Consider the following 11,519-nt stretch of genomic DNA (forward strand, 5'->3'; position numbering starts at 1 on the left):
AGGGATTTCCTACGAACTACCTGGCTATTGCGCGGAAGATATATTCGGCGCCACGAGCAGGCCGGTGTCGGTCGGCAGCGTCGCGATCACCGCGTTGAGTCGCTGTGCGTGCGCCTCGGCGGTCACGAGCAATTGCTCGATGTCGCCGGCGAGGAACGATTCGACCATCTGAAGATGATCTGCGTGCAGTGCCGTGCGCTGATCCGGGGAGACATGCACCATCGATTGCACGGGTTCGGTGACGTTCCAGGCTGATTCGAGCATGTGTAGCAGCCTGTGCATGCGCGACGGGCGGGTCAGCGCGAGATGAAATTGGCGGCTCTGGCGGTGGTAGGTGACGGGATCGTCGTCACGGATGGCCTGTTGTAGAACGTCGTGGGCAGCGACGACGGCGGCGCGGTCCATGTCAGTTGCGTTGGCCACCGACGCCGCGAGTGCTGCTGCCTCCAAAGTCTCACGCACGATGTACATCTCGCGCAGCTCCTGTGGAGTCAGCTGCGCAACCGAGTAGCCGAAGTTGCTGCGGTGGGCGACGAGTCCCTCACCGATCAGTGTCTTCAGCGCCTCACGGACCGGGATCTGGCTCACGCCGAACAGATCGGCAACCTCGGCCAGTGGTATGTGGGTGCCGGGCAGAACCGCGCCGTCGAGGATGACGCGACGCAGCTCGTCGAGAATGCTCTGTTGTGATGCACCGGGGCTCTTGACGGTCAACCGATCGACCAATATCGAGTGGCGACGCATCAGGCAACGGTAGGCACGGAGTGTTGCGTCGATGTTGCAATCGAGCGGTCAGGCCTACGCCTGCATCACGCGCTTGCGCAGGCTCTCGGTCGCGATATCGAGCACCATTTGCTTGCCTCGCCGGACGAGGAAGCGGGGAACCGGCGTCGCCAAATCAAGAATGATGTCGAACCGCACCCGCGTCCTGCCGTCGAGCTCCGGGGTGAGGTTGTACTCCGCATGCTGACCGCGCTGCTGACCGGTTTCACTCGCGTCCCAGACCACCCAGTCGTCGCCCCAGTGGTATTCGAGGAGCTCCTTGTCGGTGATCCCCATGATCCGGAACGTCGCCTTGACGTGGTGGGGTCTGCCGTCCGGATGGCGGTCCAGGACCTCGATGTGCTTGTGTAACGGCGACCACGACGGCACACCCTCGATGTCGGCAAGCGCATCCAGAATTGCCTCAGGCGGGGCGTCAAAGACCACCTCTCGTGACGCACGGACAGTCATAGTGGCAAATCATAGCCACCTCGCGTGCCTCATGTAATGGAATTGTCAGCTAACCTGCCTACCAGCCGATCTCGGTGACTGGCGTGGCTGCCTGCGGCGGGGTCCCGACCGGACCTGCCGGAGTGCGGGAGAATCGCGGCGCCGGAGCCGCCTGTTCGACGCCGTGCGCCGTCATCACCGTCGACCGCGCCAGCAGGTGCTCGTTCTGCGCCGCTTCTGTCCAGGTGAGCACCGGTGTGACGCATGCATCCGTGCCCGCGAAAGCGGCCGTCCACTCATCCCGGGTCTTACTCGCGAACCGGTCGGTGAAGGTCTTGAGCATCTCTGGGTACGCGGCGACGTCGAACTGGTTGGGCACCTCGTCGGGAGACAGCCCGAGGCCGACGAGGAGCTGCGCGAAGAACTGCGGTTCGATCGAACCGACCGCCATGTATCCGCCGTCGGAGGTTTCGTACGTGCGGTAGAACGGTGCACCGCCGTCGAGCATGAAGGACTCGCGGGTGTCTTTCAGCGTGCCTCCGGCTTTGATCGTCCACATCATCTGCGCCAGAATGCTGACGCCGTCGACCATGGCCGCATCGATGACCTGGCCAAGGCCCGAGCGCTCGCGTTCGTAGAGAGCGGTGACGATGCCCAGCAGCACCAGCATCGACCCACCACCGAAGTCCGCCACCAGATTCAGCGGCGCGACGGGCGGCCGGTCGCGATACCCGATGGCCGACAGCGCACCGGTTTGCGACAGGTAGTTGATGTCGTGGCCGGCAGTCATGGCCAGGGGACCGTCCTGGCCCCAGCCGGTGATCCGCGCGAAGATCAGTCGCGGGTTCACGGCAGCACAGTCGTCAGGACCGATACCGAGACGTTCGCAGGTGCCGGGGCGGAAGCAATCCAGCAGCACGTCGGCCTTGGCCGCGAGGTCGAGCAGAACCTGCGGTTCCTTCTTGACGTCGAGATCGACCGTTCGCTTGCCACGGTGCATCAGGTCGATGTTCTCCGCAGGCATCTGCAGCCCGCCGGGCCGACGCACCCGAACGACGTCGGCGCCCAGATCGGCCAGCACCATGCCCGCGTGCGGTCCCGGCCCAATACCGCCGAGTTCGATTACTCTCACTCCCGCCAGGGGGCCTGTGTTCGTCACCGAAGCAAGGTAACTCGCGGCATCTGACGTAGATGTCAATGTTGGCACTTCCGCGTTCGGAAGGTCATACGCTGTGGTTCGCCACGCCGCAGCACCGCCAGGAGATGGACGTGCGGACCTAACCCGTGCGGTTCTTGACCTTCAGCACCTGCTCGCGAAGGCCCTTGGTGGCAGTCTCCATCAGTCCCTTGGCTCCCCGTTTGATCAGGAAGCCGGGCAGGGGGACCGTCGGGTCGACCATCAATTCGAAACGCACCCGCGTCGAATCACCGTCGCGCGTCAGCGTGTAACGACCGGTCTGGGCGCGCTGCTGCTTGGAGCTGACGAGAGTCCAGCCCACACCGTCGTCATAAACGGTGTAGTCCAGCACCTGCTCGTCGGTTATGCCGACGATCTTGACGACCTGCCTGGACTTGCTCGGGCGTCCCTCCGCGTCGCGCTCGAGCACCTCGACCTTCTGATGGGTCGGTGACCATTCGGTCAACGTCTCCAGATCAGTCAGAACGTCCATGATCTCGCTGGGCGTCGCCTCGATGACGACGTCGCGTGTTTCGGTGACACTCATGCTGGCTTAGTTCCACCGGTGCGCTCTGGCGAAACCTGTCAGCCGCCCTTTTTGACCTTCAGCACCTGCTTACGCAGGCCGTCGGTGGCCGACTCCATCGCTCCTCTCATCATCCGCTTGAGGACGAATCCGGGTACGGGAACTGTTGGGTCGACCATCAATTCGAAGCGCACCCGCGTCGAGTCACCGTCCGGCGTCAGCGTGTAGCGACCCGTCTGGGCTCGCTGCTGCTTGGAGCTGACGAGAGCCGAGCCGACACCGTCGTCATAAACGGTGTAGTCCAGCACCAGCTCGTCGGTTATGCCAAGGATCTTGACGACCTGCCTGGACTTGCTCGGGCGTCCCGCCGCGTCGCGCTCGAGCACCTCGACCTTCTGATGGGTCGGAGACCATTCGGTCAACGTCTCCAGATCAGTCAGAACGTCCATGATCTCGGCGGGAGTCGCCTCGATGATGACGTCGCGTGTTTCGGTGACACTCATGCCGGCTTAATCCCCCGGTGCGCTCTGACGAAACCGTCAGCCGCTCTTTTTGACCTTCAGCACCTGCTTGCGAAGGCCGTCGGTGGCGGTTTCCATCGCACCTTTCATCACCCGCTTGAGCACGAATCCGGGCATCGGCACCGACAGGTCGATGGTGATGTCGAACTTGACCTTGGTCTTGTCGCCGCCCGGGGTCAATGTGTACGACGCGTCCTGGGCCTTCAGCTGGCCCGCCGAGATCAGCGTCCAGCTGGCCTTGTTGTCTGTCCAGGTGTATTCGACGACCTGTTCGTCGGAGATGCCCGCCGACTTCACCTTCATCTTGACCCGACGCGGCCTGCCGTCGTCATATGACTCCAGGATCTCCGCATTCTGATACTGCGACGACCAATCTGGTGTCGATTCGACGTCGGCGATGACGTCGAGGATCTCCTCGGGACTTGCCTCGATCACGACCTCGCGGGAATCGCTGGTAGCCATGGCGCGACCCTAGCCCGATACGGTTGACCGCATGGAACTTTGGGAGCTTTCGGCGCGTGAACGCATCCGCGACAGCCTCGCCCGCTACAACTGGTCAGGCGACGCGATGCGGCTGTCCGAGCTCGCCGAATCCTTCTGCGAGGACGGGGAGCTCGAGCTGCGTGGCGCCGCGCCGGTTCAGGGTCGCGCGGCCATCGTCGAATTCCTCGGTGGCGCAGTCGCATCACCGGATGCCGCGGCGCAGGAATCGGGAGTGCGCCGCATCGTTCGTCACAACGTGACGAACATCCGGTTTACCGAGATCACACAGCAGCACGCGAGGGTGGCTTGTTACTTCACAGTGTTCACCGAGATAGGCCTCGATCATTACGGCCGCTACCGGGACCTCTTCGTGCCGGTCGATGATGAGTGGCTGATCCGCCACCGTTTCGTCTCGACTGACTGGCATGCCCCGAACTCGACCATGGCCGGCTAGCCGAAATCGGTAGGCTCGTCGACTATGAGCGATGCCGTCGATCCCACAGTCCCGCCCAGCGGCACCGGATGTATTGAGTGCGATGAGCACGGTGGGTGGTGGGTGCACCTTCGGCGCTGCGCGGCATGCGGGCACATCGGTTGCTGCGACGACTCGTTGGCGCGGCACGCGACGGCACACTGGCGATCCACCGGCCACCCCATCATTCGATCGTTCGAACCCGGAGAAGACTGGTTCTGGAACTACGACGCCAATTCGTATTACGACGGACCCGAACTCGCCCCACCGGAGTGCCGTCCCGAGGAGGAAACGGCGCCCGGCCCCCGCGGCAGGGTGCCCAAGGACTGGATGGCCCAGCTTCGGAGTCGACCCGACTGAGTTTGGGTACCCCAGCGGGCATGACCAAACCCGACAAACCCGACACCACCGAGACCGACGCCGGCCCCAGCGGTGCGGACGACGACGTCGAGAGCGACCCGGCCAAGGGTGACGAGGACGCTGCCGACTGGTCCGATGAAGGCGGCGCCACTCCTAGCGGTCCGGCCGACACCGGAGATCACACGCAGTGAGCTACAGCGACCGCCCGAGCTCCGACAGTGTCTCGGCGCCAGTGTATTTCGGCTCCCAGCCCAACTGAGTCTTCGCCTTGGTCGTATCCATGACGACCGCGGTGCGCCCGGCGTGCAGCCATTCCAGGGATGCCGGGACGAACGGGAGCCTGGCAATAACTTCCGATGCCGCCGTGGCGGCGAACCTCGGCACCCGGATCGGACGGGCGCCGAGTTCGTCGGCCACTGCCGAGATGGAAACCAAGCCGTCACCTGCCAAGTTGTAGGCACCGGGAGGGGCGGTGGTCGTCACGGCCAGCGCGATTGCGGCTGCGACGTCATCGTGATGTACCAGCTGCATAGGCGTGCCGGGGTCGGGCATCGGCGGCTTCGGTAGCGGCAGCATCTGCGCCATCCGCTTGACGGGTCCGGGCAGCTGGTTCCACGGCATGAACTCGGCCAGCGCGGGTGCCTTCGGCCCTGCGACTATGCAAGGTCGCAGCACGTACACCTCGAGGTCGGACCCACCGGCGATTTCCTCGAGCGCCTTCTCGCACGCCGCTTTCTGTTGGGAGTAGTAGTGCTCTGGTGAACCACGCGGCGGTACATCCTCGGTGATCGGATTGGGGTTGTCGGAGTGATATCCGTACGCGGCCACCGAGGAGGTGTAGACCAGGCGGCGCGGTCGCTGCGCGGCCACCGTCGCCTCGAACACATTGCGAGTGCCTGCGAGGTTCACCCGGGCGCTCTCTTCACGCGTGCCCATGATGATGAACGCCAGATGCACGACGACGTCGGCATCGGCCACCAGGCCGTCGACCGCTTCGCGGTCGGTGATGTCACCCTGCCGGTACTCGGTCTTGGTCCAGCCCTGCCCCGCGGGGTCGAACGGACGACGCGCCATTCCGATGATCCGCTCGACGACTGGGTCGCGGTCCAGCGCGGTGACAGCCGAGATACCTATTTCACCCGTCGGGCCGGTGACGGCGACCGTGAGACCCATGCCGCCATGGATGCCCGTCCACGCAGGATCGAAACAGAAGCCGCCCGGGCTTGATCGGCGCCCCCTTTAGTTGGCCTGCGCCTCTTGAGATTTGGTCTGTCCCCTAAGCCACTTCCGAGCGTCGGTTTGTCGGTGGTCGAATGTATGTTCGAGTCATGTTGGCGACTCCGGTTCAGGTGGCGATGGCCGCGCTGCGGTCCGCCCACAAGTCGCTGGCCGCCTGCGACCTGGACATGCTCACCCACCGCGAACTGCTCGACGTCCTCGATCAGCTGGAGACGCTGACCTGCCAACTGCCCGCGCAGTGGCACCGTGCGCTGGCCCGACTACAGACCGAAACGACGCCTAAGGAGTTGGGCGCCAAGAACTGGAAAGACGTACTGCGGATCCGGTGGCGGATCTCAGCGACCGAGGCCAACCGCCGCCTGGCCGAAGCCGAAGTACTCGGGCCGCGACGCGCGTTGACCGGCCAACCGTTGGCGCCGGTGCTGCCCGCGACCGCCGCCGCCCAAGCCGCCGGCCAGATCACCGGCGAACATGTGGACAAGATCCGCGACGCCATGGGACGAATCCCCGGGTTCGTGGATGCCGCCACGCGTGAGGAGATCGAACAAGACTTGGTGCGTATCGCGGTCGGTGTGGGGCCCTACGAGCTGGGCAGGGCCGCCACCACGATGCTGTTCCTCTTGGATCAGGACGGCCCCGCACCCGAGGACACCGAACGACAGCGCAAGCGCGGTCTCATTTGTGGCCCGCAGGGCCGTGACGGCATGGTCTCCATCAACGGCGACCTGACGCCGGAAGCGTGGGCAGTGCTCGAACCCATCTTCGCCAAATGGGGCGCACCGGGCATGTGCAACCCCGACGACGACACCCCGTGCATCAGCGGCACCCCCTCACAGGAACAGATCGACACCGATCACCGCACCCTGGCCCAACGCCAACACGACGCCCTGCTCGCCCTGGGCCGCAACGCGTTGGAATCCGGCGAATTGGGTCAGCACAACGGGCTACCGACCTCGATCATCATCCGCACCACCCTGCAAGACCTCGAGTCCCGCGCCGGGGTGGGCACCACCGGCGGCGGCACCCTCATGCCGATCACAGATGTGATCCGCCTGGCCGCCCACGCCCACCACTGGCTGGCGGTGTTCGACAAATCCACCGGACAAGCCTTGGACCTGTTCCGCGCGCGACGCACCGCCTCCCCCGCGCAGCGGATCATGCTGATCGCCCGGGACGGGGGCTGCACCAAACCGTGCTGCGCGGTGCCGGCCTACGGCGCCCAGGTGCATCACGCCCTGCAGGATTGGGCCGACGGCGGCAACACCAACATCAACGAGATGACCCTGGCCTGTGGACCCGACAACCGCCTCGTCGACAAGAACAACGGCTGGACCACCACCATCAACGACCACGGCGACGCCGAATGGCACCCACCACCAGGCCTCGACACCGGCCAAACCCGCATCAACTACTACCACCGCCCCGAACTACTCCTGAAACCACCAGACAAAGACGACTGCAACAACGAACGCGGACCGTAGGCCGGCGTCCGAGGTCTACTTCACGTCGACGAGCGCCTGCGTGGCCGCGTTGTAGCCGGGCACGAACGTGATGCCGGGGCCACCGTGGCATCCGGCACTGGCCAGGTAGAGGCCGTCGATCGGAATGGGTTGATCGACATAGCCTTTCGGGCCTGGCCGGTTGGGCCCGATCTGGTCAGGGTGGATCAGCCCGTGGCAGTAGTCGCCACCCGGCGCCCCGAACATCGTGCCCATGTGCTTGGGAGTGAAGGTGGTGTGTTTGAGAATCAGGCTCTCGAAATTCGGCGCCAGCCTGGTGATCTTGTCGATCACCCGCTGTCCCATCTCGGCCTTCATCTCCCCGTAGCTCGAATCCGACTCCTCGATGGGGAACCACAGCGAGAAGGCCGACGCCGCGTGCTTGCCCTCGGGCGCGAGACCCGGGTCGTTCACCGACGGTATCTGCAATGCGATGGACGGGTCGGCGGGCACGATGCCGTGTCTGCAGTCCTCCCACTGCCGCTGCAATTCCTCGGGGGTGGAGAAGATTCCGATATTCGACTGCATCGCCGGATCGTTGAGCAGTTCGTAGGGTGCCGCGAACTCCGGTATGCCGTCGAGCGCGAAGTGCATCTGCAGATAGCTGCCGCGATGATCCTGGCCGGAGAAACGTTCCCGAACATCGGCGGGTAGCGCGGCGGGGTCGATCATGCCGTTGATGGTGAGATCCGGTGCGATACCGGAGATCACGATGGGCGCGGTGATGACGGTGCCGTCCTCCAACCGGACACCGCTCACCCGGCTGTCGGCGACCTGGATCTCCTCGACCTTGCTGCGCAACCGCAATTCGCCGCCGGCCGAGGTGAACACGTCGCACAGGTGCGACGTCAAGGCGCCGATGCCACCCTGGAGTTTCTTCACCAGGAGCGCGTTCTCGTCCGGAACGGCGAAACCGTAGGCCAGCGCCGCCGCGGTACCCGGCGTCGCGGGGCCGCGATAGGTGGTGTTGCACGCGAGCAACGAGAGCATGCCGCGCAGCGCGCCGTGCTTCTCCCGGTCGGGCAGGTAGCGGTCGATCACATCGGTAACCGAGCCGAAGAGCAGATCGGTGATGGTCTGCCGCTCGAATTCGTTTGTCGCGCAGGCATACATCTCGTCGAGTGTCTTGGGCGGCTGGCCGGCTTCGAAACGGCCCAGCGCGCGCGTCGGCGCCTGACACCACGCCATCAGACCGGCCATCCCGTTGACGGCTTCCGCGCCGTGCACCTCGTTGATGTGCGTCATCAGCTTCATCGGGTCGGTGTAATAGACCAGCGGTTCGTCGCCGACGCCACGCAGTGACACCGACATCACGTCGAGGTCGACGGTCGGCAACTCGTCGAGTCCGAGTTCGCGGCTGACCACGGCCGAGGTCGGAATCTGCACCGACCCTGCGATCTCGAATCGGTAGCCGTCGAACAGCTCGACGGTGGAGGCCATACCGCCGGCATACAGCTTGAAGTCGAGGCAGAGCGTGCGTAGGCCCGCCTTCTGGAGAAGTGCGGCAGCGGTCAACCCGTTGTGGCCCGCGCCGACGACGATCGCATCAAAGTCAGCCATGCGCTGAGGCTGACACGCGCCATACGTTTTGTCAATAATGACAAAACTTTCAGCTGATCCCCTTAGCGAGCGTGTCCAGCGCCTCCCGGGTCAGCCGCGACAACTCGGGCAGTGAGCGCTCCTGGCCGAGCATCCAGACCTCCATCGCACCGAAGACCGCCGCCGCGATGCACCGCGCGGTGATCGCCACGCGCATTCCCTCATCCGTACCCGGTGCGGGCGGGTTCTCCTCGGTCAGGCGATGCACGATCGCCTCGGCGAAATCTGCCTCGACCTGCCGGATATGCCGCACGATCCGGTCGGGTTCGATCTCCTGTGCGCGCAGGGCGGCCGTCTGCGCGACGGCCCAGTCGTCGTATGGACGCGCCATCATCGCGGCATGCACCGAATCGATGATCGACTCGTCGGGATTGCGCTGCGCCAGCGCCGTCCTGAACCACTGCAGGCCGGCGTAGTCGGCGAACAGCAGATCGTGTTTGGACGCGAAGTGCCGATAGAACGTCCGCAGCGAAACTCCGGCATCGGCCGCGATCTGCTCGGCCGAGGTGTCTTCGACCCCCTGGGCGAGAAACCGCACCACCGCGGCCTGCCGCAACGCCTCGCGCGTGCGCTCACTTCGTGCCGTCTGGGCGGGTCGGACCATGGGGAGAAACTACCGCACCAAGTTCTGTCACTATTGACAAAACTTCACAGCTTGGTGAGACTCCGCCTTTATGGTTTCGCTGATCGTCCACCTCGTGCTCGGGTTCGCGACGATGGCTTTCATCGTCAAGACGAATCCGGCGATCTTCGCGCGCTACTCGTCCGGCCCTCAGGTGACCGGGCTGGAGCTCTTCTATTACGTCGCGGGTATCGCATCGGTCGTGCTCGGCTACTACTTCAACAACCAGTACGTCGCCGAGTACGCGCCGCCGGGAGGTATGCACAACTTCATCTGGGGGCCCGGCAGTTGGTGGGAGTTCATCACGCTGGGGTACGCCAACCCCGCCGCGAGCTCGGCCAGTCAGGACTACACGATCATGAGCCTGCTGCTCTTCCCGCTGTGGTCCATCGTCGACGGCCGTCGGCGCGGCATCAAACACGCGTGGCTCTTCTGCGGATTCATCCTGTTCGCCAGCTCCGCGTTTGCGTGGGCGGCCTACCTCGCCGTCGTCGAACGCCAGCACCGGCACCAGCAGCTCGGAGCGCCCCTGCAATCCGCGGTCTGACAGCCGAGCGGCGGCCTACAGTCAAGGCATGATCACAGACGATCTGCGCGAGCGCCGCCTCGAGGTGATCCGGGAGCACATGGACACCGAGGTGACCAAGGAGTTCGACCGCACCCTGGCCACGTTTAACGGCCACCCCCACTACGAGATCATGGCCACCGGCCAGGTCTTCGACGGCGACGACGAAGTCATGGGGTACTACCTGACCACCAGAACCGCGTTCCCCGACCAGCGGCACGACAACGTCGTATGCCACGTCGCCGATGATGCCGTGATCGTCGAATTCGACTTGCTGGGAACCAATCTCGGCGAGTTCTACGGCCTGCCGCCGACCGGCAAGGCGTTCCGGGTGCCGATCATCGCGGTGTTCTACTTCGAGGGCGACCGCGTCGTCAACGAACGCATCTACTTCGACTCGGCCAGCCTCGTCACGCAGATCGGGCGCGGCGAACTGCTCGCGATGGCGGGAGAACTGTGAAGGTCCACCATCTCAACTGCGGGACGATGAACCCGTATCTCGTATCAAGGATCGTCTGCCACGTCCTGCTCGTCGAGACCGACAACGGCCTGGTGCTCGTCGACACCGGATACGGGACGCGCGACTGCGACGACCACGCGCGGGTCGGGCCCACCCGCCGCCTGTTCAAGCCGGTGTTCGACCCCGGCGAAACCGCGCTGCGCCAGGTGGAGCGCCTCGGGTTCACCCGCGCCGACGTCCGCCACATCGTCGTCACGCACTTCGACATGGATCACATCGGCGGCATCTCCGACTTCCCCGATGCCCAAGTCCACGCCACCAGCGCCGAAATCAAAGGAGCGGTAAAGGATCCGACGTTTCAGGAGAAGATGCGCTTTCGCGCCGTTCAATGGGCACACGGCCCCAAGATCGTCGAGCACGACCCCTCCGGGGAGAGATGGCGGGGATTCGCCGCCGCCAAGGAACTCAACGAGATCGCACCGGGAATCGTGCTGATCTCGTTGCCCGGCCACACCCGGGGACATGCATGTATCGCCGTTGACGCCGGGAACCGCTGGGTGCTGCACGGCGGCGACGCCTTCTACCACCAGGGCACCCTGGACGGCATCTCCGAGGTCCCCCGCCCGATCCGGATCATCGAACCTCTTCTCGCATTCGACCGAAAGAAGGTGCTGGACAACCACGCTCGACTCACCGAGCTCTACCAGCGTCAGGAGCCCGACCTGCTGATCGTCTGTGCCCACGACGCCGATCTGTACGAACACGCGAAGGCGACGGCGTGACC

General features: G+C 64.6%; 16 protein-coding genes. 7 read left to right on the forward strand and 9 right to left on the reverse strand.

Features of this window, described 5'->3' with window-relative positions; all coding sequences use genetic code 11:
- Positions 1 to 24: 24 nt before the first annotated feature.
- The 6 genes from G6N42_RS17900 to G6N42_RS17925 all read right to left on the reverse strand — a co-directional run bounded on the left by G6N42_RS17900 (position 25) and on the right by G6N42_RS17925 (position 3,898).
- Positions 25 to 744, reverse strand: coding sequence for a GntR family transcriptional regulator (locus G6N42_RS17900; protein WP_163730855.1), 720 nt, complete (start codon positions 742 to 744; stop codon positions 25 to 27).
- 54 nt (positions 745 to 798) lie between these two features.
- Positions 799 to 1,233, reverse strand: a complete 435-nt coding sequence (locus tag G6N42_RS17905) for an SRPBCC family protein (protein WP_163730857.1) — start codon at positions 1,231 to 1,233, stop codon at positions 799 to 801.
- A 58-nt stretch (positions 1,234 to 1,291) separates the two neighbouring features.
- Positions 1,292 to 2,371 (reverse strand): CaiB/BaiF CoA transferase family protein, encoded by a 1,080-nt coding sequence (locus G6N42_RS17910; RefSeq protein WP_163730859.1) that lies wholly within the window; start codon positions 2,369 to 2,371, stop codon positions 1,292 to 1,294.
- Between the two features lie 118 nt (positions 2,372 to 2,489).
- Complete coding sequence (locus G6N42_RS17915) at positions 2,490 to 2,936, reverse strand: SRPBCC family protein (protein ID WP_163730861.1); 447 nt, start codon at positions 2,934 to 2,936, stop codon at positions 2,490 to 2,492.
- Positions 2,937 to 2,974: 38 nt separating this feature from the next.
- Entirely contained in the window at positions 2,975 to 3,418 is a 444-nt protein-coding gene (locus tag G6N42_RS17920; RefSeq protein WP_163730863.1) for an SRPBCC family protein, read from the reverse strand.
- 36 nt (positions 3,419 to 3,454) lie between these two features.
- Positions 3,455 to 3,898, reverse strand: a complete 444-nt coding sequence (locus tag G6N42_RS17925) for an SRPBCC family protein (RefSeq protein ID WP_163730865.1) — start codon at positions 3,896 to 3,898, stop codon at positions 3,455 to 3,457.
- Positions 3,899 to 3,929: 31 nt separating this feature from the next.
- On the opposite strand from G6N42_RS17925, the gene G6N42_RS17930 reads away from it, so the two are divergent.
- From G6N42_RS17930 to G6N42_RS30970, 3 genes are read left to right on the forward strand one after another with little or no spacing between them, the layout of a single operon-like run.
- A complete protein-coding gene (locus G6N42_RS17930; protein WP_163730867.1) occupies positions 3,930 to 4,373 on the forward strand; it encodes a nuclear transport factor 2 family protein in 444 nt (147 codons plus the stop codon).
- A gap of 24 nt (positions 4,374 to 4,397) precedes the next feature.
- A complete protein-coding gene (locus G6N42_RS17935; RefSeq protein ID WP_163730868.1) occupies positions 4,398 to 4,751 on the forward strand; it encodes a UBP-type zinc finger domain-containing protein in 354 nt (117 codons plus the stop codon).
- Between the two features lie 20 nt (positions 4,752 to 4,771).
- Positions 4,772 to 4,942, forward strand: coding sequence for a hypothetical protein (locus G6N42_RS30970; protein ID WP_174262101.1), 171 nt, complete (start codon positions 4,772 to 4,774; stop codon positions 4,940 to 4,942).
- A 1-nt stretch (position 4,943) separates the two neighbouring features.
- Here the strand turns inward: G6N42_RS30970 and G6N42_RS17940 are convergent, their stop codons facing one another.
- Complete coding sequence (locus tag G6N42_RS17940) at positions 4,944 to 5,924, reverse strand: NAD-dependent epimerase/dehydratase family protein (RefSeq protein WP_163730870.1); 981 nt, start codon at positions 5,922 to 5,924, stop codon at positions 4,944 to 4,946.
- A gap of 140 nt (positions 5,925 to 6,064) precedes the next feature.
- Here G6N42_RS17940 and G6N42_RS17945 point away from each other — a divergent pair, with 140 nt between their 5' ends.
- Positions 6,065 to 7,471, forward strand: a complete 1,407-nt coding sequence (locus G6N42_RS17945; protein WP_163730872.1) for an HNH endonuclease signature motif containing protein — start codon at positions 6,065 to 6,067, stop codon at positions 7,469 to 7,471.
- Between the two features lie 15 nt (positions 7,472 to 7,486).
- Here the strand turns inward: G6N42_RS17945 and G6N42_RS17950 are convergent, their stop codons facing one another.
- Both G6N42_RS17950 and G6N42_RS17955 read right to left on the reverse strand, forming a co-directional pair.
- Positions 7,487 to 9,049 (reverse strand): phytoene desaturase family protein, encoded by a 1,563-nt coding sequence (locus tag G6N42_RS17950; protein ID WP_163730874.1) that lies wholly within the window; start codon positions 9,047 to 9,049, stop codon positions 7,487 to 7,489.
- 49 nt (positions 9,050 to 9,098) lie between these two features.
- On the reverse strand, positions 9,099 to 9,692 hold the full coding sequence (locus G6N42_RS17955) for a TetR/AcrR family transcriptional regulator (RefSeq protein ID WP_163730876.1): 594 nt from the start codon (positions 9,690 to 9,692) through the stop codon (positions 9,099 to 9,101).
- Between the two features lie 70 nt (positions 9,693 to 9,762).
- Between G6N42_RS17955 and G6N42_RS17960 the strand changes: the two genes are divergently transcribed.
- From G6N42_RS17960 to G6N42_RS17970, 3 genes are read left to right on the forward strand one after another with little or no spacing between them, the layout of a single operon-like run.
- Positions 9,763 to 10,257: a DUF2834 domain-containing protein gene (locus tag G6N42_RS17960; RefSeq protein WP_163730878.1), complete on the forward strand. Its 495-nt coding sequence runs from the start codon at positions 9,763 to 9,765 to the stop codon at positions 10,255 to 10,257.
- A gap of 28 nt (positions 10,258 to 10,285) precedes the next feature.
- Complete coding sequence (locus G6N42_RS17965; RefSeq protein ID WP_163730880.1) at positions 10,286 to 10,735, forward strand: ester cyclase; 450 nt, start codon at positions 10,286 to 10,288, stop codon at positions 10,733 to 10,735.
- The gene (locus G6N42_RS17970) at positions 10,732 to 11,517 is read left to right on the forward strand and encodes an MBL fold metallo-hydrolase (RefSeq protein ID WP_163730881.1); all 786 of its coding nucleotides are present in this window, start codon (positions 10,732 to 10,734) and stop codon (positions 11,515 to 11,517) included. Before G6N42_RS17965 ends, G6N42_RS17970 begins: the two co-directional genes overlap by 4 nt.
- Positions 11,518 to 11,519 lie beyond the last annotated feature (2 nt).

Source organism: Mycobacterium gallinarum, assembly GCF_010726765.1.
GTDB classification, from domain to species: Bacteria; Actinomycetota; Actinomycetes; order Mycobacteriales; family Mycobacteriaceae; genus Mycobacterium; species Mycobacterium gallinarum.

Excerpts from the sequence above, each read along its gene's own strand:
- G6N42_RS17915 (WP_163730861.1), bottom strand. The coding sequence starts at position 2,936 with ATGAGTGTCACCGAAACACGCGACGTCGTCATCGAGGCGACGCCCAGC.
- G6N42_RS17945 (WP_163730872.1), top strand. The coding sequence starts at position 6,065 with ATGTATGTTCGAGTCATGTTGGCGACTCCGGTTCAGGTGGCGATGGCC.
- G6N42_RS30970 (WP_174262101.1), top strand. The coding sequence starts at position 4,772 with ATGACCAAACCCGACAAACCCGACACCACCGAGACCGACGCCGGCCCC.
- G6N42_RS17950 (WP_163730874.1), bottom strand. The coding sequence starts at position 9,049 with ATGGCTGACTTTGATGCGATCGTCGTCGGCGCGGGCCACAACGGGTTG.
- G6N42_RS17940 (WP_163730870.1), bottom strand. The coding sequence starts at position 5,924 with ATGGGTCTCACGGTCGCCGTCACCGGCCCGACGGGTGAAATAGGTATC.
- G6N42_RS17905 (WP_163730857.1), bottom strand. The coding sequence starts at position 1,233 with ATGACTGTCCGTGCGTCACGAGAGGTGGTCTTTGACGCCCCGCCTGAG.
- G6N42_RS17965 (WP_163730880.1), top strand. The coding sequence starts at position 10,286 with ATGATCACAGACGATCTGCGCGAGCGCCGCCTCGAGGTGATCCGGGAG.
- G6N42_RS17930 (WP_163730867.1), top strand. The coding sequence starts at position 3,930 with ATGGAACTTTGGGAGCTTTCGGCGCGTGAACGCATCCGCGACAGCCTC.
- G6N42_RS17925 (WP_163730865.1), bottom strand. The coding sequence starts at position 3,898 with ATGGCTACCAGCGATTCCCGCGAGGTCGTGATCGAGGCAAGTCCCGAG.
- G6N42_RS17955 (WP_163730876.1), bottom strand. The coding sequence starts at position 9,692 with ATGGTCCGACCCGCCCAGACGGCACGAAGTGAGCGCACGCGCGAGGCG.
- G6N42_RS17960 (WP_163730878.1), top strand. The coding sequence starts at position 9,763 with ATGGTTTCGCTGATCGTCCACCTCGTGCTCGGGTTCGCGACGATGGCT.
- G6N42_RS17900 (WP_163730855.1), bottom strand. The coding sequence starts at position 744 with ATGCGTCGCCACTCGATATTGGTCGATCGGTTGACCGTCAAGAGCCCC.
- G6N42_RS17920 (WP_163730863.1), bottom strand. The coding sequence starts at position 3,418 with ATGAGTGTCACCGAAACACGCGACGTCATCATCGAGGCGACTCCCGCC.
- G6N42_RS17935 (WP_163730868.1), top strand. The coding sequence starts at position 4,398 with ATGAGCGATGCCGTCGATCCCACAGTCCCGCCCAGCGGCACCGGATGT.